This window comes from Novosphingobium sp. FKTRR1, assembly GCF_020404405.1.
Lineage (GTDB): Bacteria > Pseudomonadota > Alphaproteobacteria > Sphingomonadales > Sphingomonadaceae > Novosphingobium.
Map to the genome: position 1 here is coordinate 1 of NZ_JAIZDA010000019.1, position 19,566 is coordinate 19,566.

Consider the following 19,566-nt stretch of genomic DNA (forward strand, 5'->3'; position numbering starts at 1 on the left):
CCTCGCCAAAGACTGGGAACGCTCCATCGAGAGCTCGACCGCGTGGGCGAATATCGCTTCTATCCGGATGCTAACCCGCAGAATTGCGCGACTTTCAGCCGCATGACAGACTTTTGAATCGGGCTCTAAGTGGCAGGTGATAACGTGACGATCAAACCAATAGCGCCCGAGGAATCGGAGTCTTCGAGGTCGGCTTTCGTTCACATGCTAATCCTAAATCAGTTGGGGCAAGAGGTCGGAGACGGAGATTCGCGTGACGACCGAGGCAACAATGCGATCCCAAGGAAGATCCTCCAATACTGGCACGACCCGTCCGATCTGCCCGATGACGTGCGCGAATGCATGGCGAGCTGGGAAAAGCTAGCAGCCGAAGGGTTCGAGGTCTTCCTCCATGATGACGCCAGTGCCGCTGAATACATAGCAGAAAGGTATGGTCAGAGGGAGCAAACCGCGTTCGCCCGCTGTGCACATCCCGCAATGAGAAGCGATTATTTGCGACTGTGTTTCATCGTTGCAGAAGGAGGTCTCTACGTCGACGCCGACGACGTTTTGGTCGGCGAGGATTGGCCCAGCCTATTCAACGGAGACCGACTGAAACTGCAGCCCCTGTGCTACGACATCACCGCAGGCGGGATGATGCGTGCTTCAGACATCTGGAACCCGGACATGGCCAGCGAAGGCCACAACTTCTACGTGAACAACGATCCTCTTATCGCTCCGGCCCGGCACCCGGTGCTCATACAGGCACTGGCTCGCGCCACCGAAAAGTTACTCGATGACGATCCCTTTCCCGAGATCCAGGCGACTACCGGACCGGGAAACCTAACCATCGCGCTCGTCGCTCACACTAAGCAACTGCAGTCGCGCGGCCTGCCATTAGACTTCGAGTTCCTCAAGGATTGGGGCTCTATCGCCGAGATGCGATGGCACCTCTCTTATAGGGGAGACGAACGGAACTGGCGGAACGTCTACGGATGCTGAACACGTCGTACTCGCAGGAGGCTCCGTGAACCTGCAGGGCACATTTGACTGGCTTCGAGCTGGTGTCTTCCGAGTTTTGAATGCGGCCTCGAGCCACATTCCCGGTGGAAGCATCAAGGCCTTCGGCCCCAATCCGGGACAGATCGGGGCGATCATGGTCATAAACCTAGAACGACAGCCCTCTAGGTTGCGTCGAACGCTGCGCGAATTGAACCGGTTCAGGACGGCATCAGGAGCACCACTGACCTCGATCACGACTAGGCTGGCCGCGGTCGATGCGCGAGACGGACGCGGCGTCGCTTCGACTGCGGACGTCGATCCCGCGTATGTCCTCGGCGATCAGCTCTACGTCCAGCCCGATGAACGTCTGGAGCAGTGCTTCGGCGTCCATCAGCCCATAGCAATGACACGACAGGAGGTAGCAGTAGCTAGGTCTCATATAGAGGCTTGGAAGGCGGTCGCGGCCGGAAACGAGGAATACACTCTAATCCTCGAAGACGATATATGGTTCAGGCCGGGTGCGCGCTCAGCGATCGACCGGGGCTGGATGGCCGCAAGGAACAGGTTTCCGGGTGCCGAGGGGCCAGATCTTCTGTATCTATCCTATCTGGATGCCGAGGGAACAGCCGACCGCAGAGCTGTCTGTCGAGACCTCTTCCGACCGGCGCGCGGTCTTTGGTTCCTTTCGGGATACGTCCTTTCGCAAAGCGCGGCGCGTAAGCTCCTCCTGGCGATGCCGGTGAAGGGGCCAGTCGACATGTGGATGAACCGACGCTTCGGTGAACTCCGGACCTTGGCATTGTCCACGCCCGCCATCTTGCAACGACGCGACGGCGGATCAGACAACAGCTACTCCGTTTTGCCGTATCTCGCACGAGCCGGCGTGATCGACGCAGATGCGGTCGCCCCGCCATCCAAGGTCGCAGTCGGCCCGCTGTTCGTTTGGTGTGATGAAGTCGCGAAGGAAAGCGTGGCGATGGCACTCTCGATGCTGGGGCTGCGCGTCAGGGTATTCGATACGTATGAATCGATGATCGGTGCCGAAAATATTCCGACTTTACTCTCGGACTTCGACGCACTCGTCGAGCCCCAGATCGAGGCGAATGTCCTGGTGAAGCTCGCCACTGATACAAAACTCAAATTTCTGCTCGACAGGAGCGAACGATGTCCGCTCGATCTCAGCAGCGTACCCCAAACGACCGTCGCCACCTTCTCTAGTTGTAATACGGATCCTGAGCGTTGGGCCGTCCTGTGCGATTTTCTCGGCCTCGCCAAGCCAGTCGACCCTTATCCGGTTGGGACACCGTCGGAATGGAGACTTTTCCGCGACGATCGCAAGAACGCGAACCGTTCGCGAGAAGGAGCGGGACCGCTCGTACCACGCTCGGATGATTCCGCGTGGGCCTTGACACCAGCATCCGGATGGCCAGCTGAACCCGATCCCGAATCGAGCGCCCTGACCGAGACCGGTATCCTGCTCTTTTCCCCCCCTGGGCATGATCCGGCGGACTTCGAACCTTTGGAGGAAACTTTCCCCGGAAACCTCGCCTCGTTCGAGCGCCAGAGCATCGTACATGACCGGGAGGCATCCACCCTAATCCTACGAGTCGCACCCGAACCGAAGCTCGCCAGGCCCTACCGTTCCGGTGCGCTCGCGAGCTGCGCCAGTTATCAACACGGCCGTTTCGAAGCGGACATCAAGGCAGCGTCGGGGGGCGGGCTCGTGACCGGATTCTTTCTGCACCGAGCCGATCCCAGACAGGAAATTGACTTCGAGATCACGGGGGACGACCCCATGAGTATCCTACTTAATGTCTACTTCAATCCTGGTGATACGGGAACCAGCGCGGCTTACGGCTACCGGGGTTCGCCTTGCCGCATCCCTCTGGGATTCGACGCTTCCAGCGATTTTCACCGATATTCGATCGAGTGGAGGCCCGACAGCATCACGTGGGCGGTGGATGGACGCGTGATACACAGGCGCGGCAGTTGGGACCCGACTCCAATTCCCCACCTTCCAATGAAGCTTCACTTCAATCTGTGGGCGCCTCGCTCTCGGGAACTCGCGGGACAAGTTGAACCGGCGCGTCTACCCGCCACGGCGACGTTCAGGAACGTCCGGATAACCTGAAGTCAAACCTACCTTCGCTCCAATCTCGTCCCAAAGGGTCTGTTCCGGATTGTCCGAAACCCCGAGTATTGGAGAGATAGGGACGCCTCCGGTAGCGGCCGCCTTGCGAGGAATGGTCTGAGCGTCGACTATCAGTCGTATGGCCGGCCATACTCACAGTGAGATAGTGTCGCTAAGTCGGATGGAGGTGGTCGAGACCGGCCGCCGCCGGCGGTGGAGCGACGAGGAGAAGCTTCGCATTGTCCAGGAGGCGAGCGTTCCTGGCGCTCAGAGATAGCTAACTCGGCTCCACTTATGACGGGTTTCGGCGTAGCCGGACCTTACTGCAAGCGACGGTGCCCGGCCGCTTTGTCCCACGAGGCGGCGTGTCGCTAAAGGTAGAAGGCGACCAACATATGTCGTTCCGATAGGGCAGCAGGAATGTCGCTTTACGTCGGAGCCGGCACTCGAAGAGGCGGAGTCCTGACTAAGCTCACATTGTCGGTGGGCTTGAATCTGTACTCGCTTGGCCGATCAGGCGCTTCTAAGTTACATTCTTTGGAGGCTGATCTTGCGGACTACTCCAGCGGGGCTGGCGATGGGGAGATTGAAGCAGGATGAAACCTTCTGATCAGCTTGAACTTGGGGGCGAGCAGATTCGCGTGACGACGGTCGCCGGCGCGGTCTTGTCTACCTTCTTCGACGAACTCGCGAAGGTCGAAGATTTCAGCGAGTGTGCGGAGCAGCTCAGAATGCTCGTGCTGGTCGATGGCGTGTTCGCCGAGCCGGCTGTGCGAAACGCCCTCTTCCCGGACTCGCAATGATCCGCATCCAGCAGATCTCAATCCGCGAGTTCCGCGGTATCCGCGACCTGACGCTGACGCTCAACGGCGACAACTTCGCCGCCTGCGGGCCGAATGGGACAGGCAAGAGCGGGATCGTCGATGCGATAGAGTTCGGACTCACCGGGAATATTTCCCGTCTATCGGGTCGTGGCACCGGCAATCTCTCGGTCAAGCAGCACGGTCCGCACGTCGATTCGCAGAACAAGCCCGACCTCGCGACGGTCACGATCGACGTCACCATCCCTTCGCTCAACGGCAAGAAGGCATCGATCCACCGATCGGTGAAGGGCCTCAATGCACCGACGATCACGCCGGCTGATCCGGACGTGCTCGCGGTCTTCGAGCAGGTGAGAACGCATCCCGAGTTCGTGCTGTCGAGGCGCGAACTCATACGGTTCGTGCTATCCGAGCCGGGCGACCGCGCCAAGGAGGTCCAGGCCCTTCTCCAGCTCGGCGACGTCGAGAAGCTGCGCGTGGTGCTGCAGAAGATCGCGAATGCCTATGAAAGGGAGCTGAAGCCGCTCGAACGGTCGGAGGCTGAGGCGACCCGGCTTCTCAGAACCGCGCTCGGGCTGACCCAGGTCGGTAAGGCCGCGATACTCGATGCGGTCAACCCCAGGCGGGCGATACTGGGGCTCGGTCCGCTCAACGACCTGCTCGCCACCATGTCGCTCGTCGACGGGCTCGCGACCACCGGGTCGGTTGGCGTGCGGTCGCGCGTAATCAAGGCCCACGCCGTCGAGAACATTGCCGCGCTGCAGGCGGCGCTCGCGGCCCTGACCGCCTCGACAGTTGCCGCGGAGTGCGCGGCGATCGCGGCATCGCTGACGGAGTTGGCCGCCAATCCGTCCTCGGTGAGCGGCGTGAAAGAGGAGGGTCTGCTCACGACGGCGCTCGACCTCTATGACGGCGAGCACTGCCCGGTGTGCGACAAGGCGTTTGACGAGGAGGGCTTCGTCGCCCACCTTCGGGGCAAGCTGTCCCATCTCGCGGACATCTCCGCGCGGAAGCGCGCGATCCAAGAGCGCATGACGCCCATCCTGGACCTGATCCGGGAGGCCGGGACGGCGATCGCCGCCACGATCACGGACTCACAGGGGCTCACGCCGCCATTGGACGTGAAGGCGCTGGGCGACTGCAAGCAGGTGCTACTGGGTCGCTACCGGCAGTTGGAGGCGTTCCTCCCGATCGAGGACACAGTGGCGGTGCTGGCCGTCGCAGGCACCATGCCTGATCTGGAAGCGGTGATCGGGACGGTGTCCGCGGCGGTGGCGGCCCTGCCGGAACCGAGCGTGCAGGATGCGGCGCGCGACTTCCTTACGGTCGGGCAGGAGCGGCTCGATCAGTTCCGCAGGGCCCGTCAGGCGCTCGCAGTCGGCAGGGCGAGGGCGGAGCGCTCCGCCAAGGCGTTCGAGATTTTCGGCGACACGACTACGAAGGCGCTGGAGAGAATCTACGAGGAGGTTCAGGAAGAGTTCGCAGAGTGCTACCGCGTCATCAACAGAGACGACGAGTCCGGGTTCACCGCCGCCCTGCTCCCCTCCATCGGTAAGTTGGCGTTCGACGTCGACTTCTACGGACGGGGCAAGTTCCCGCCCGGCGCCTACCATAGCGAGGGTCATCAGGATGGGATGGGGCTGTGCCTGTACTTGTCGTTGATGAAGCACCTGCTGGGTACCGGATTCACGTTCGCGGTGCTCGACGATGTGCTCATGTCGGTCGACAAGGGCCACCGGCGAGAGGTCTGCACGCTGCTTAAGGACCGGTTCCCGGACACACAGTTCATCTTCACGACGCACGACGACGTGTGGCTGCGCCACATGCGGGCCGAAGGCATCATCAAGTCGAGGGGGCTGGCACACTTCCGGACCTGGACAGTCGAGACTGGACCCACGGAATGGACGAACGCGTCGGTATGGGAGGAGATCGACGCCCATCTCACCCTGAACGAGGTCAGCAAGGCCGCTGGTATGTTGCGGCGTTTCCTAGAATACTACGCGGCGGAGGTCTGCCATCGGCTGCGCGCGCCGGTTGAGTTCAGGGGTGACGCCCAGTTCATGCTCGGCGACACGATGCCCGCGGCGATCGGCGAGTTCGGGAAGCTGCTCAGGAAGGCAAAGGACGTCGCAAACTCGTGGGGGCAAAGCGACGTCGTCGCGGCCATCGTCGCGCGCGAGGCAGATTTCACGGCGGCCAAGCAGGCGACGAACGTCGGTCAGTGGCAGGTGAATGCCGGCGTGCATTACAACGCCTGGGCGGACCTTGGGAAAGGCGACTTCGCTCCGGTCGTCACGTCCTTCCGTGCGCTCGTCTCCTCCTTCGAGTGCCCAACTTGCGAGCAGATGTATTCGGTCACGCCCGAGCGAGGTCCCAGAGGAGGCGTCCGGTGCCAGTGCGGGGCGCTCAACCTAAATCTGATCGCGAAGTGATTTGTGCGGGTTCGAAGCGGAGCCTCGCTCGTCTAACGAAGCCGATGCGGCCAGACGGTAAATGTCGGCTCTTGGCGGAAGCCGACATTCGGCGACGCCGAGGGGAACTACTGCATCGTCCCAGAGCACGAACCCGCTGCGCGGGAGAGTCGCTTGGGGTAATGTAGCGTAGTATTGTTCAGGCTTTGCGAGCGGCGATGTGGCCTGGCGAGCGTGGAGTTCCTTCAACGGAAAGGGACTCACCATGGATACTATCACGACCGCAATCCCAACTCATTCGCTGCGAGAGCGGATGTTGCAGGACATGACGATGCGTGGCTTCGGGGCGCACACGCAGAATGACTATATCCGACATGTCCGTAACTTCGCCGCGTTTCTCGGCCGCCCCCCGGACACGGCTACGGTGGAAGACCTCCGGCGTTATCAGGTCGACCAGCACGAGCGCGCCGTGGGGCCGGCCACGATCAATGGGGCCGTGTCGGCACTGCGGTTCCTCTTCGGGATAACCCTCAGGCGGCCGGAGATGGCGCTAGGGCTGGTCGTCGTTCGCTTCACACCCAAGCTGCGGGTGGTTTTGAGCGTCGAGGAGACAGCGCGGCTGCTCGAGGCAGCGCCAGGCATAAAGTACAAGGCAGCCCTCAGCGTTGCCTATGGCGCGGGCCTGCGGGTCTCGGAGGTCGCCCACCTCAAGGTCGATGACATCGACAGCGCACGGATGTTGATCCGCGTCGAGCAGGGCAAGGGGCGCAAGGATCGTAACGCCATGCTCTCAACGCACCTGCTGGACTTGCTTCGACAGTGGTGGCGCGAAGGCAAGCGGCGCGGGGTTATGTTGCCGCATGGTTGGTTATTCCCTGGCCGTAGCGGCACGGATCCAGTCTCGGCTCGCCAGTTGCACCGGGTCGTGCAGGAATCGGCCGAGCGCGCAGAGATCCACAAGCGGGTAAGCCCGCACACATTGCGCCACTCGTTCGCTACTCACCTGCTCGAGCAGGGTGTCGATATCCGCGTAATCCAAGTCTTGCTCGGACACGTGAACATCAACACGACTGGGATCTATACTCAGGTTTCCAGCAAGACCATGCGGGCGGTGGCCAGCCCGCTCGACCAGATCGTTGCCGTGATGGAAGGCAGGGCACCTCCCGGTTGAACCGTGCGCGCCTCACTCGAGGTCGCCGACATCTTCCACAGCGCCGGGCCCGCCTATCGTGCAGCCCATGCCGGGCATCTCAGCCTCGGCCAGCTCAAGGTCATGACGGCGATCGAGAACTGCCGCACCGCCGCACTGGGCGGTCACGTTGAAGCCTGCGATGATTGCGGGCACTGGCGGATCGCCTACAACTCCTGCCGCAACCGGCATTGTCCCAAGTGCCAGGGCGCTGCCGCGCGCACCTGGCTGGCCGCGCGTGAGGCCGATCTGTTGCCGGTCGGCTACTTCCACGTCGTCTTCACGGTGCCTGCCGAGATCGCCGAGATCGCCTGGCAGAACAAGGCGGTGGTCTATGACCTGCTGTTCCGCGCCGCTGCGGACACGATGCTGACCATCGCGGCCGATCCCAAGCACCTCGGCGCGCGGGTTGGGATCACTGCTGTCTTGCACACGTGGGGATCGGCGCTGACCCACCACCCGCATGTGCACATGATCGTACCTGGCGGCGGCATCGCGCTCGACGGCACGCGGTGGATCTCGTCACGCCCCGCCTTCCTGTTACCGGTGCGCGTGCTGGGCGCGTTATTCCGCCGCCTGTTCCTCACTCGCCTGTTGGCATTGTTCGATGCCGGCAAGCTCGTCTTCTTCAGCACCTTGGCGGGCCTAGCGATACGCAAGGCCTTCCTGCGGCATCTGTCCCCGATCCGGAAGAAGCGCTGGGTGGTCTATGCCAAGCCGCCCTTCGCCGGGCCGCAGGCGGTGCTGGCCTATCTCTCGCGCTACACCCACCGCGTCGCCATCTCGAACCGGCGGCTCATCGGCTTCGACGAGACCGGCGTGACGTTCCGCTACAAGGACTATCGCCGCGATGGCGCCGAGCGCCAGCAGGTCATGACGCTGGCGACCGACGAGTTCATCCGTCGCTTCCTGATCCACGTCCTGCCGCGCGGCTTCCACCGCATCCGGCATTATGGCCTGCTTGCCAGTTCAGCGCACAAGGACACCATGGCGCTTGCACGCAGGCTGCTGGGCGTCGCTGCACCTGCCGAGGAGCCCGAACCCGGCGAGCAGCCCGATCATCGCCCGCCATGCCCATGTTGCGGCGGGCACATGACCATTATCGAAACCTTCGCTCGCTGGTGCCAACCACGCGCACCACCAACGGCAGCATTCCCAGCCCAGAGACACGCGCCATGATCTGGCATGGCCCATCCTGCATGACGGTCACGCTCATGGCGCATTGGCCGATGACCCAGCGCGTACCCATCCCGGAATTACGTCGGGCCCAGGGCACAGCGAACTTCATAACAGCCGTCGCTCGCGGTCTGACGCTGCACGAAATCACGCTGATCCGGCCGGCGGGTGCACTTCCGCAGCGGCAGCGCTTACCCTCCAGAACCATCCCAATGCAGCTTTACCCATAGACCAGCGCGTGGGGCCCGCGGGTTCCTGCACTGGAGGCTTTCGTACGCAAGCGCCCGAAACCCTTCACAGACTACGCCATTCCGGTTTGCTGTGAACAAAGTGATTTGACTACCGGTTGGGACGCTCCGATTTGGTGCCGTGAAAGATGGCCTTGTTCGCGGATTAGGACTCCAGTTGGTTGGGGCTTCGAGCCGTGCCTTTAGATAACGGTACTAGTCTGTCGTCACCTGACCTGAGGGCTGTTTGTACAGCAAACGGACGCAGTCTTCGTGTCGCTTGAATATGCTGTCTATCCAGAAATTTTGATGGAAAATTTTGGCTATCAGCTCGAGTTTGTTTATGTTATGTTCCGATTGGGAAGGCGATAGGTGCATCGTGGCTGAAGTATATGATCCGAAAAAGTCTACGCAGCCAAGCCAGGATTGGGCTGGCCTACGAGAGCTTGACGAGGCGCTGGCCGAAAACCGGTTGACCGAGTACCGGATCAAGAAGGCTTGGGCTGATCCGATCAATCGGATTGTGACCATTGCGGTTTGCCTGATCCTGGCTGTCTACGTCGGGTACGTGATGCTTGCAGACTTCATTCTTTGAAGGCCTTATTCGGGCCATTCCTTCACGTGCTTGGCTCGGTCCGCACTTACTCCTGTAGCATCTTTGGTCAGGGCTTGGAGCGAACTGCGTTGAGTCGCAATTGTGCGTCGACCCCGCATCTGCGCCTGTTCCACGCTCGAATGGATCCCCTCGACATTTGGTAGACGCGATTGCTTGCCGCTGACCTTGCTCGCCGAGACCTGACGGACGCCAAGTGTGTCCGGCTGTGCCAGTGGCGAAGCTGAAGGGAGGGCTAGGTCGCCGGATATATCGTCGCGCAGCTTATCGGCATAGTTCTCGATGAACTTCGACTGCAATGCCTGCCCCGCTGGGCTGAGCTGAAAGGCCGTGTCGTCGAAGCGGGCATTGCCATAAAAGTCGCGATTGCGATCCAGCTCTGCAATGCCCCACTCGCGATATGCCTGGCTCAGGTTCAGACTGCCCGCGGCACTATGGCCGGCGAAGTACGAAGCCTGGCGCTCTAGCCGGTGCGCTGTCTCTTCTGCCCGCCGAGCCTCTCGGGAGTTGGCACGGCTTTCCGTGATACTGGAATTCAGTCCACTGGCACTCGAAGAGACCGACGAGTTTCCGGATGTGCTGATAGTGCGGAGGAAGCCATCGCGGGTGCTAGACCAGTTCTTGCTGTCGGACATCTGCTTGAGGCTACCGAGGATGCGAGAGCGATCTTCGGATGCAATCGCGGTGTCGCTGGTCGTCCAGGACTGATTTCGGCCACCCCGCGCTCCGACCCCTACTTTCGCGGTTCCGAAGTTACCGCCGAGGCCAGCAGATGCTTCGCCGTTCAAAAACCAGGCAATCGACATGTCATCAGCCGCCCGCCGCGACAGCCCGAACTGCCGCTGCAGACTGGCTGAGGCCTGATCCACCTCGCTGTAGGCGGTCTGAATGCTGTCCGATGTCGTGTTGCCCTGCGCGGTCTCGCTGCCACGAGACGAGTTGAACTGGCTGCGCAGCTCCCTGAACCGACTGATGGCATTGGAGGTCGACTGACTTGCGACATTGGCAAGGGTCTCGCTGCGGCTCTTAGCTTCGGATGCCATCGTCGCAAGGCGCGAGGAGAACTCGGCACCCAATGTCGGTGTGAAAGGGTAGCTCGAACTGGGCACCTGGTCGTAGGCCGCGTCGGGGAACGAAGATGTGACCGTACCGCTGTCACTGATCGTGCGGGTTTGCGGGGCGCCATAGGCAAAGCTCGGCGCCACGGTCCCTTGCGCGAACTGGCGCGTGAACACGTTCGAGTTGTCGATACTGGAGTTGCCGAGCGACACATTGCCGGTGCTGGCCTCGCGTGCGGCTTCCTCCGCGGCGTTCTGGCTGGGGTTGAGGTAGGATGTCGCCTGCGATGAGATTGCCATCGCGCCTTTGGCGACACCGCCAGCCAGAAACGGCACCGAGGCGATCAGATAGCCTGCCAGCAAGCTGATATCGGCATTGACGTCGGCCATGCCGGTGAGTGTCGCGAGGCTGAGCCCGGACCCATTCGCGACAGCGGCCATATCGGAAGCGCCCTTGGTCATCAGGATCATATGGAGGATGACGAAGAGCGGACCCCAAGCTGCGAGATAGAAGAAGCCGGTCAGATAGCCTTTGAGTGCCGTGGGGCCGGTGCGGGGCAGCAGAAACAGCGGAAAAAGCACCGGGAACAGCGCGTAGAACAGCACGGTCAGGACGATATTGAGGAGCGGCACCCACTTCATCGCGTTGCTCGCAATCGAGCCGTAGGTGCGCTCGGTCTGGATATCGGCGCGGGTCTGGGCATAGACATCGATGCTCGCAGCCCCGCTGCTGCCTGCAAAGCCGTGCATCGCCTGCGCCATGGCGTTGATTGTCAGCGTCTGCTTGAAGATCTGCGAGGCATTGGCCGAGACGCCCGACAAGTACTGGAAGGCGACCGGAAGATCAGCCAGCAGCTTGGCCCTGGCGAGCGCAGCGGTCTGGTTCGGATAGAGCTGCCGCCCAAACGCCGTCGTCATGGCTGTGAAAAGGCCGGCCCACTGACCGTTCAGCGCGGTGTAGGCCTCGCGGCAGGTGAGAATGGTCGCTGTGACTTTGCCGCTGGCTGCGTCGCGGGTGAGGAACCGCTGCGCGCGCGCCGGGCTGCCGGGGCCGATCGTGGTCCAGATGTCGGTGCTGTTCGCGAGGGTCTGCATCGATACCCGGCCCAGCAGCACATCGTAGAACACGCATTGCCGAAAATGCTCGTCGAGATTGGCAGCGAATTCGGGATCGGAGATGCGCAGGCCCCGCGTCGCCTCAAACAGGCGCGCGCCGTAGACCATGCCGTTCTTCGAATAGTTGAGCTGCGGCGGCAGCGCGAAAACCACCTCAGCCGAGCCAGTCAGATAGTCGCCCACCTGGCTCGTGAAACTCGCCATGAGCGCAAGGCCGAGCGGCACATTGCTCACATTGGCGGGCGCAAGGCTGGGATTGATGCGGTCGGTGACGTGGACGTCGAGCCGGGGCACCATAAGGCACGAGTACATGAGCGTCGCGCCAAGGAACCAGTTGATCCACGCACGCCAGTCCTGGCCGAACGCCAGCGTCAGCGCCGAGAGCCCGAGACCCATGACCATCACGACCTGCAGCAAACCCTTGTAGCCGCCGTTGCCGGTCCAGGCAGCGACCGCCCGGAACACCGCGACGAGGTAATCACCGCCACCAATCGTGAAGACTTCGACCATCTCGCTGGTCCCTTGCTGGCTTTATGAACTGACGTGTCAGTGGGTGAGTGCGCGGGTTTCGACGGCACGCGACCAGTCGAGTGCGGCCGCCATGCCGGGCGACATCTGGCTGGCGAGCAGGTTCTCGATGAAGGCGGTCTTCTCGATGATCTGCATGATCGCCCCGACTTTGGCCTGGGTATTGGCCTGCCGGTCGGCGAGCGCCTGACGGACCACGTTCACCTGGCCCTGCCACAGCGCGATCTTGGCCTCGTCGGCACCGATGAAGCTTGCCATCGAGCGGCTGGATTCGCTGACGATTCGGTCGAGCACCGCAAAGAGCAGGTCGACGCTGGCAATCTCGGCGAGGGTCTGGCGGTCATCGGTTGGCATGCCGCGTCCATAAGCGGCCTGGACGGTCAGGATCTTGTAGAGCGGGATCGAAGAAACCTGCAGCAGTTCCTTCTGCGCCGCCGTGATCGCGGTGTCGTCGCGGATCGCCTGGACCATGCCGTCGATCAGCGCAGCGATCCGCGGGCGCAGCGCCTTGGACGTTGGCACCGAGAGCGCTGCGAGGCCGGGGTTGAGGCACTGGTCGGGTTCGTCGCAGTGGAAGATCTTGACCGACCCGCCCGAACTGCCGTCGAGGAGTGCTGAGACTAGGGTCGACGAGGCATCACCAGCTACGGGAACAAACTTGCCCGGCGTGTCGTCCTTGGGCGGCTGGTAGATCACGGTGCCGACCAGGGTCATCGCGTACTCGGCGAGTTCCTGGTCGAACGTGCCGCCGGGCGAGAAGAAGGCGGACTTCTTGAGCACGGTCCAGGTGTAGTTGCGAGGGATCCCCGGATTGACGTCCTTGAAGCTCGCATCTGCACTCGCCGTCGTGCTGGCCCGTTCGCCGCGGGTGCCGCAGCCGTGCTTGGCGGCGGCGTAGTCGGTGAAGATGCCTTGGCTGTTACCAATAGCCTCGCAGACCGCCTTGTCGGCCAGGTCGCCCTTGGGCCAGACACCGCCGACGAGACCCTGCGCCATCTCGCAAGAATTGATGCTCAAGTTGTTCATGAGCTGCGCCTTCTGCGCAAACTCCTGCATGATTTTCGAGCATTCAGGGCAGACGGTGTCGATGGCGAGGCTAAAGGCAAAGCCGACCGCGTTGTTGGCGACGGCTTTGAGCATCGCGACGATCTCGCTGGCATTGATGAAGCTGAACGAGCCCGCAAACAGGTCGATCCCGCCGCAGCCGGCGCGGGCCTTGGGCAATTGCAGGTTGGCGATCGTGGTCGTCTTCTGCGGGAAGCGCGTCCAGACATTGCCGAGGCTGTAGTAGCCCGCCGACTGGCCCTGAAACGCGGTCGGGCCGTTGACGTTGGCCGCGCCGCCCACATCGTTAAGGAACGCATCCATCGAGCTGCCGACATTGGCGCCGGCTGGCGCCGGGATCGAGACGAGGGGGAGGGCGAGCGCCATGATCGCGGCGGTCAGGCGCTGGGAGCTAGTAGTCATGGCCGGCTTCCTTGGAGGTGAGGAGGTAGATGCGGTCCTGGAGCTCGTCGGCCGACATCACGCCGTAGCCGATCGGGATCGCGCGGTGCGCGGCGGCATCCCAGAGGACGACGGCGGGCGTGATCCCGGGTTCGAGGCCCATGCGGGCGCGCTGGTTGGTCTCGGCGGTGTAGCGCGGGAAATCGGGCGAGGGCCCGCCGTCGGTGGAGATCGCGCGTACCTCGATCGCCCAGGTTGCCGCGACTGAGCGCACGATTGGCGACATCACCGAACAGGCACTGCAGCTTTGCGCGAAGAAGTAGAAGAGACCGTAGCGCTCGGAGAGGTGCGCCATGACAGAATCGCGCTCCGCCTTGCGCGCGTCCTGCCATTGCCGTTTTCCGAGCGTCGAGACGGGGCGCTGCAGCGTGTAGTCGAGGTCCGGATCTTGCCAGATCGAACGCTGCCAGACATCGCTGAAGAGCGAAGCGCGGTCGAGCTGCGCGCGCTGAAAGCGGATATAGGCGGTCACATTGGCAGGGGTGGGCTCTAGGATCGCGCGGGCCTTCAGCTCGCGCAGCTCGGCGGTGATCGTATCGAGTTGCTGGGTTGCGGATGCCGCGGGTGCAGGGATGGCCTGGGCCAGTTCTGCTGGCTTCGGCTTCGTGCAGTAGAACCAGTATCCGAGCTGGCGTTCGGTGCAGTAGAAGGGATCATCGGCCGCCTGCGCTGTAGCCGGCGGCTGATCAGCGGCGCAGACCGGGGCGGCAAGTTCGGCCAGCAGGGTGGCGGCGAGCACGGCGGCGCGGGCCGCGCGGTCAATGCGAAGCTTGGGCATAGTAGGCCTCGATTTTCTGCTGGAGGTCGCTCGCGGCCTGGAGTTCGTCGGGCAGGCGCGCAGCGTTGGTGAAGTCGGCGTAGACTTCGCTGAAATCCATCTTCGAGAGGTCGAGCTTCGCGAACTCCTCGACGGTGAACCCCGAGCAGCTTTCTTCCTTGGGCGGGGCCCAAGGCTTGTTCAGCTGCACCCGGCCTTGCTCCTGAAGCACGCGCGAGAGCTTCGATTCAAAGCAGCAGTAGACCTTGCGCTTGGTGAAGCAGACGCCGAGGAAACTCGAAGCGCAGTAGGTCCCGACATAGCTGCACAGGCCCTTGGCGTCGCGCTCGTGGAGGAGCCGTTCCTCGCGGCTGCAGCCAAGCGCTACAAGAAGCTGGATGCCCGGGATCAGCGGGAAACCCTTGCCCTTGCAGCAGTTCAATATGCCGAAGACTTTGGACGCGCAGCTCGCGCGCTCGCCTTCGAAGAGCTTGAGGTTGGCTTGATCGAACTCGCGGCGCGCCTGGTTCATGGCGCCAAGCGCGACGGCGGCATCCTTGAACTCGGTGTTGGGCTGACGGTCGATGGTCTCGCAGGAGCCGTCGATGCAGTAGACATCGCCGTCGCAGATGAACTGGTCGGGATCGGTTGGCTCATCCGGAACGGGGCAATCGTAGACCCGCTCCCAGGTCCGGCAGGGCTCATCGGTCAGGCAATCGGCGCGGACAAAATGGCAGCCGGGATTGGCGTCCAGTGCCGAGCAGTCCTGCTTCGCCGCGTATGCTGCACAAGTATAACTGCGCTCCCAGCCCCAGCAGGGCCGGGTTATGGACAAGCCGCCGACCGTGCGGGTGACGGGATCGCTGTCGGTGCAGGTCTCGCTGTCCTGCGTGCAGTCGCTGTCAGCGGCAAGGCCTGCGCAGGCGCTCTCGTCGCGCACGGTGTCAACCGTTGTACCCGGCCTGACAGCCACTGGAGTGAAACCCGCCACCTGCTCGGTGCAGGTGAACTCATCGACCGGATCACCGGGCTCGGTGCAGCCCCCGCCGGCAAATGTCTTGTCACGTTGCAGACACGGGCCGGGATGCGTGCCGGTCTTGCGGCATTTTGGGCCGATGAAAGCCGAGCAGTCACCACCGGTCGAGCAGAAGTAGAGGTAGGTGGATGCATCGCGCAGCTGCGGGGTCAGGCGAACCGTGCAGCTGCGGTTCTCGGCAGTGGCCGTGAAACCGGTGTTGCAGGTCGCGTTGTAGCGTGCCGCCGCGCTGGTGGATGGGGGGAGCGGGACGCAGCGCCCGGCAGTGCCGTTTCCGCCCATGCCGCTCGCATACGTCATCGGATCGCCGCTGATCGTGCGGCTGCGGGCGATTGTGGCATCGAGATCCACCGGCGTGAACCTTGCGCGGTGTTGCAGGGAATCGCGCACTGTCCGGTAACCCGCATGATTATTGCTCTGCCTTGCAGCTTCGTGCGCCATGCGATCGGGATCGGCAAAGTAGCCCGATTGCGCAGGCGTCCCGTTGTACCCCGGAATGCGTGTCGCATCGGGCGCAGTGGTCGCAGCGGTCTTGGCAGCAGCGGCCTTGGCGGCGCCGAAGGCCTTGCCATCGGCGCGAGCCGCGTCGGGGCTGCTCTGGGCCAGTACCGGCAGTGCGGTCATGAGCAGCAGGAGGGTGGATAGGCGGCGGATCATCGCGCTCGCTCCTCGAGCCGCGCGCGATATTGGGCCGCGAGTTTTGCGCCGGGACCACCACCACCCGCTATCGTGTCGAGCGCATAGGCCGCGGTGACATTGCCGCTGATCTGGTCGAACGGCGGGACATTGGTCGTGCAATCGAAGCCGTCGCAGAGATCGAAGTCGCTGCTGGCGACCACATAGGTCGGCACCGTCTCGATCCCGAAGGCGCGGAACAGGCGCGGATCGATCCCGACCCCGTCACGGCGCTCGCCGGGCGCAAGCACGCGCGACAGCGCGGCAGTCATGGCCTGGGCGCTGCCGCGCGTCAGCCCGCGAAACACCACCACGCCGCCCGCGCGCGGGACATCGACCATCATCGCCTTGAGCGCGGCCGGCGGCATTGAGGTACTGGCAAAGGCAATAAAGCGCGGCGCCTCGCCGAGATCCGCCTTTGCCATGGTTCCCGCATCGGCGACCATGCCGTCGAAATCGAACACATCGCCGGTCTTGCCGGTCTGAAGTCGCGGACTTGCCGCCAAACGCGCACCATTGGCCTGGCCTTGCTCCGCAGTGCCGGTGGCCGAGGCGCTGACCGCTTTGGCGCGGGCCCGCGCGGTCGTAGCGAGAGCCTCGGCTTCGCTAGCCTGTTCGCCTGCACGCGCGCGAATAGCCGCGACATCGATATCCGCCGGTACGCTCTGCGCGAGCGCGCCGCCGAGGGCGGATGTCATGACAAGACCCGTGAGCGCCCAGGTGCGAAGGGAGAGGGAGGGCCGGCGGCTCATAGGGCGCAGCAATTGCGTTTGCGCCAGACGAGGTAGCCCATGTCCTCGCCGATCGCGGGATAGACCTGTCCTGCCGACATGAAGGTCGTCGAGGCGCCAATCGGCGCGCAGGCATAGCGGCCGCTGGTCTGGGGATTGGGGTTGGTCGCCTGGAAGCGATACTGCTGCTTGCGCATGACCGGCATGAGGTATTTGCCGCAGAGACCCTTGCCGCCCATCGTGCCCCAGGCGACGAGCTCGCGGTGGAGCTTGTAGGCAAAGCGCGCGAGCGTGAGGCGCGAGGCCTGGACATGGCCGATCGTCGCCGAGACGTTGCCGTTCAGCGGGTACATCGTCCCCTGGCAGCCCGCGCACCAGAACAGGTCGTCGCTGGGAAGTTTGGTGGTGGCCGCAACGCAATCGGCTGCGCAGGCAGCAAGCGCGAGCGGATTGGCGAAGAGCACTGCCTCGGGGTTGATGATCGCTGTGAGCTCGCTGTCTTGCCACAGCGGATCGAGCTCGGTGATGTAGAGAATGTCGACCGAGCCCTGCTCAAGGCAGAGGAAGTCGGCCACCAGTTCCATCCAGTAGATCAGCGGGTAGGCGTACCAGTGGATATGCCACTGCGAGGCATACTGGGCCGCGCCGCCTACCGCCGAAGGTCCGGCCATGGTCTTGAAGCCGATGTCGAAGCCCGGATCGAGCTTGAGCCCGCCCAGGTTGACGAAGCACCATGGCTTCATGCTGACGTCGGCGAGCCGCACCGGTTCCCAGAAGCCCATGGCGATGCCGGGGCGCAGGCCGCAGAGACACACCGGGAGCGCAGGGTTGCTGGTGTCAGGCCGGCCCGATGGCCAGATCTTGAGCCCGCCGATCGAAATCGGAAACAGGCAGGACCAGCAGATATCGGTGATCGGGTTCACGAAATGCCCGGTGCAGCGCCCCGGACCCGATGCGGCTGCTGCGGGCGAAGGCGCGGCGGTGACGGCAAGCGCTAGGCCTGCGGCGGCCGCGAACGCGTGACGGACAAGCGAGCCGAGCCGCGTCATGACGCCCTCCCTGGCGCTGGCTTGAGCGCCTGTTCGGTGATCTGAAGGACGCGGCCTTTCTGCTCGACGACAGCAGGCACCGCGCGGATCCCGAAATGCCGGACCAGCGTGCCGCCTTGGTCGAAGTAGAAGCGCATCTGCCGCGCTTTCATGAGCGCCAGCGGCGCACCGGAGACGAGGATCACCTTGGGCCGGCGCTTGCCGAAAGTAGTGGCCGCCCAGTCGAGCGCGGCCGGGTCGTCGCCATCGAGGAATACGAGAGGGCTGCGCAGCGGAACGGTGTCGAGTGGATTGACCCGGGTGCCGCGCGCGATGATCACCTGGCCCTTCGCGTCCCGGATATCGGCGCTCACCGTGATGGTGGGATCGAAAGTCCAGCTCCGCGTGGTTGCGGCAGGGGCAAGTCCGGGGACCGGATCGGGGCGTTCGACTTTGGCGACGGTTCGGCGTTGAAGTGCGGCATTGAGCCGCGCGGTCTCCCCGCTCGCTTCAAGATGGGTCAGGCGGGCATGGATCTGTTCGAGGAGATCGGGCTCGGCGATCGCCCAGACTGTGCCGTGCTGACCGTAGTCGCGGGCAGCGGTCGGGACGGTGCTTGCGCACAGCGCGAATGCCAGCACCGGGGCAAGGCGGTGGATAGGGTGCTGCCTCACAGGATTGCCCTCCCGGTCCCGAGGATACGCGGACGGCAGATCCACCCGATCGCGGCATAGCGGCTGTCGAAACCGTCCTTGTGCGGGCTGCCTACAAAGTAGCAGCCCTTTGGGATCGTGCCGGTGGGGCCGAGTGCGAGCGGCTCGCCGGTGCGCGTCATCGGCTTGGCGAGCGCGACGGGCACGCCGTCGACGAAGAACTGCCGCCCCTCGCGTGTAACGTGCTGCCCGGGTATCCCCAGCACCCGCTTGCCGAAGAGCCCCGGTTCCTTGCCGAAATGCCGCTGGAGCAGGTCCGAGCGCGGGGGCACGAAGAGCACGAGGTCGCCTTTGCCGGGCTCGGCCCCGCGCGTCAGCCAGATTGCCCAGCATGGAAGCGAGGGACTGGCGTTGACGAGCAAGGCGTGGGCGCGCGCAAAGTCGCTCAGCCCGGCAGCACCGAGGAGTGCGAGGGTGGCACCGCCGGTCAGCAGCAGGTTGCGCCAGTGCCCGCTCTTGAGGTGGAGCAAGTCAGCGCGCAGCACGGGCCAGGTCCCCCATACGCCGCGCGACATCGGCGCGGACCGTGTCGGTCATGTCGGGCACACCGCCAGCGACGACGGCTTCGGCGACGAGCACCGTGCGGCCGTCGCGGCCGAGCCGCTCGACCGAGGCTTGCACAGCCTGCAGATAGGCCTCGACCTCGCCGCGGGTCTGTTCGGGCGGCCGGCCCGAGCGGGCCTCGGCTTCGACAAAGTCGCCCATGATCCGCGAGAGCTGGACCGTGACGACCTGGCGCTTCTCAAGCGCCAGCAGGCTGCGGGTCGCCCAAATACCCCAGAGCGTGGAGAGCGTGAGGCTCACCCCGAGTGCTGCCGTGCCGAGCGTCCTGCGCCAGGACAGGGATGGCGCCGACAATGTTGCCATAA

Annotated in this window: 16 protein-coding genes and 1 pseudogene; 8 read left to right on the plus strand and 9 right to left on the minus strand. The window is 63.5% G+C overall.

Annotation, left to right across the window (positions count from 1 at the left end; all coding sequences use genetic code 11):
* The 8 genes and pseudogenes from LDN95_RS16440 to LDN95_RS16475 all read left to right on the plus strand — a co-directional run.
* Positions 1-106, plus strand: a pseudogene (locus LDN95_RS16440) (IS5/IS1182 family transposase); the annotation flags it as partial.
* 38 nt (positions 107-144) lie between these two features.
* Positions 145-981, plus strand: a complete 837-nt coding sequence (locus LDN95_RS16445) for a glycosyltransferase (RefSeq protein ID WP_226018676.1) — start codon at positions 145-147, stop codon at positions 979-981.
* 25 nt (positions 982-1,006) lie between these two features.
* Entirely contained in the window at positions 1,007-3,112 is a 2,106-nt protein-coding gene (locus tag LDN95_RS16450; protein WP_226018677.1) for a family 16 glycosylhydrolase, read from the plus strand.
* Positions 3,113-3,708: 596 nt separating this feature from the next.
* Entirely contained in the window at positions 3,709-3,915 is a 207-nt protein-coding gene (locus LDN95_RS16455; RefSeq protein ID WP_226018678.1) for a hypothetical protein, read from the plus strand.
* The gene (locus LDN95_RS16460) at positions 3,912-6,365 is read left to right on the plus strand and encodes an AAA family ATPase (RefSeq protein ID WP_226018679.1); all 2,454 of its coding nucleotides are present in this window, start codon (positions 3,912-3,914) and stop codon (positions 6,363-6,365) included. Before LDN95_RS16455 ends, LDN95_RS16460 begins: the two co-directional genes overlap by 4 nt.
* Positions 6,366-6,609: 244 nt before the next feature.
* Positions 6,610-7,515, plus strand: a complete 906-nt coding sequence (locus LDN95_RS16465; RefSeq protein ID WP_226018680.1) for a tyrosine-type recombinase/integrase — start codon at positions 6,610-6,612, stop codon at positions 7,513-7,515.
* A 3-nt stretch (positions 7,516-7,518) separates the two neighbouring features.
* Positions 7,519-8,712, plus strand: a complete 1,194-nt coding sequence (locus tag LDN95_RS16470) for an IS91 family transposase (RefSeq protein WP_226018681.1) — start codon at positions 7,519-7,521, stop codon at positions 8,710-8,712.
* Positions 8,713-9,315: 603 nt separating this feature from the next.
* A complete protein-coding gene (locus tag LDN95_RS16475) occupies positions 9,316-9,531 on the plus strand; it encodes a hypothetical protein (RefSeq protein WP_226018682.1) in 216 nt (71 codons plus the stop codon).
* Positions 9,532-9,536: 5 nt separating this feature from the next.
* On the opposite strand, the gene LDN95_RS16480 is transcribed toward LDN95_RS16475, so the two are convergent.
* Genes LDN95_RS16480 through LDN95_RS16520 form a run of 9 tightly spaced genes read right to left on the minus strand, consistent with a single transcriptional unit; the run spans position 9,537 to position 19,564 of the window.
* Positions 9,537-12,233, minus strand: coding sequence for a conjugal transfer protein TraG N-terminal domain-containing protein (locus tag LDN95_RS16480; protein ID WP_226018683.1), 2,697 nt, complete (start codon positions 12,231-12,233; stop codon positions 9,537-9,539).
* Positions 12,234-12,269: 36 nt separating this feature from the next.
* On the minus strand, positions 12,270-13,682 hold the full coding sequence (locus LDN95_RS16485) for a conjugal transfer protein TraH (protein ID WP_226018684.1): 1,413 nt from the start codon (positions 13,680-13,682) through the stop codon (positions 12,270-12,272).
* 25 nt (positions 13,683-13,707) lie between these two features.
* Positions 13,708-14,535 (minus strand): conjugal transfer protein TraF, encoded by an 828-nt coding sequence (locus LDN95_RS16490; protein WP_226018685.1) that lies wholly within the window; start codon positions 14,533-14,535, stop codon positions 13,708-13,710.
* On the minus strand, positions 14,516-16,207 hold the full coding sequence (locus LDN95_RS16495; protein WP_226018686.1) for a conjugal transfer protein TraN: 1,692 nt from the start codon (positions 16,205-16,207) through the stop codon (positions 14,516-14,518). Before LDN95_RS16495 ends, LDN95_RS16490 begins: the two co-directional genes overlap by 20 nt.
* Entirely contained in the window at positions 16,204-16,977 is a 774-nt protein-coding gene (gene trbC, locus LDN95_RS16500; RefSeq protein WP_226018687.1) for a type-F conjugative transfer system pilin assembly protein TrbC, read from the minus strand. Before trbC ends, LDN95_RS16495 begins: the two co-directional genes overlap by 4 nt.
* Complete coding sequence (gene traU / locus LDN95_RS16505; protein ID WP_226018688.1) at positions 16,974-18,005, minus strand: conjugal transfer pilus assembly protein TraU; 1,032 nt, start codon at positions 18,003-18,005, stop codon at positions 16,974-16,976. The genes trbC and traU overlap by 4 nt, the downstream gene beginning before the upstream one ends.
* Positions 18,002-18,658: a type-F conjugative transfer system protein TraW gene (gene traW, locus LDN95_RS16510; RefSeq protein ID WP_370631705.1), complete on the minus strand. Its 657-nt coding sequence runs from the start codon at positions 18,656-18,658 to the stop codon at positions 18,002-18,004. Before traW ends, traU begins: the two co-directional genes overlap by 4 nt.
* Positions 18,655-19,182: a S26 family signal peptidase gene (locus LDN95_RS16515; RefSeq protein ID WP_226018689.1), complete on the minus strand. Its 528-nt coding sequence runs from the start codon at positions 19,180-19,182 to the stop codon at positions 18,655-18,657. Before LDN95_RS16515 ends, traW begins: the two co-directional genes overlap by 4 nt.
* Positions 19,169-19,564, minus strand: a complete 396-nt coding sequence (locus tag LDN95_RS16520) for a TrbI F-type domain-containing protein (protein ID WP_226018690.1) — start codon at positions 19,562-19,564, stop codon at positions 19,169-19,171. Before LDN95_RS16520 ends, LDN95_RS16515 begins: the two co-directional genes overlap by 14 nt.
* Positions 19,565-19,566 lie beyond the last annotated feature (2 nt).

Bases quoted from the DNA above. Each gene is read 5' to 3' on its own strand.
- LDN95_RS16455 (WP_226018678.1), top strand. From the start codon at position 3,709: ATGAAACCTTCTGATCAGCTTGAACTTGGGGGCGAGCAGATTCGCGTG.
- LDN95_RS16460 (WP_226018679.1), top strand. From the start codon at position 3,912: ATGATCCGCATCCAGCAGATCTCAATCCGCGAGTTCCGCGGTATCCGC.
- LDN95_RS16465 (WP_226018680.1), top strand. From the start codon at position 6,610: ATGGATACTATCACGACCGCAATCCCAACTCATTCGCTGCGAGAGCGG.
- LDN95_RS16480 (WP_226018683.1), bottom strand. From the start codon at position 12,233: ATGGTCGAAGTCTTCACGATTGGTGGCGGTGATTACCTCGTCGCGGTG.
- LDN95_RS16485 (WP_226018684.1), bottom strand. From the start codon at position 13,682: ATGGCGCTCGCCCTCCCCCTCGTCTCGATCCCGGCGCCAGCCGGCGCC.
- LDN95_RS16490 (WP_226018685.1), bottom strand. From the start codon at position 14,535: ATGCCCAAGCTTCGCATTGACCGCGCGGCCCGCGCCGCCGTGCTCGCC.
- LDN95_RS16495 (WP_226018686.1), bottom strand. From the start codon at position 16,207: ATGATCCGCCGCCTATCCACCCTCCTGCTGCTCATGACCGCACTGCCG.
- trbC (WP_226018687.1), bottom strand. From the start codon at position 16,977: ATGAGCCGCCGGCCCTCCCTCTCCCTTCGCACCTGGGCGCTCACGGGT.
- traU (WP_226018688.1), bottom strand. From the start codon at position 18,005: ATGACGCGGCTCGGCTCGCTTGTCCGTCACGCGTTCGCGGCCGCCGCA.
- LDN95_RS16520 (WP_226018690.1), bottom strand. From the start codon at position 19,564: ATGGCAACATTGTCGGCGCCATCCCTGTCCTGGCGCAGGACGCTCGGC.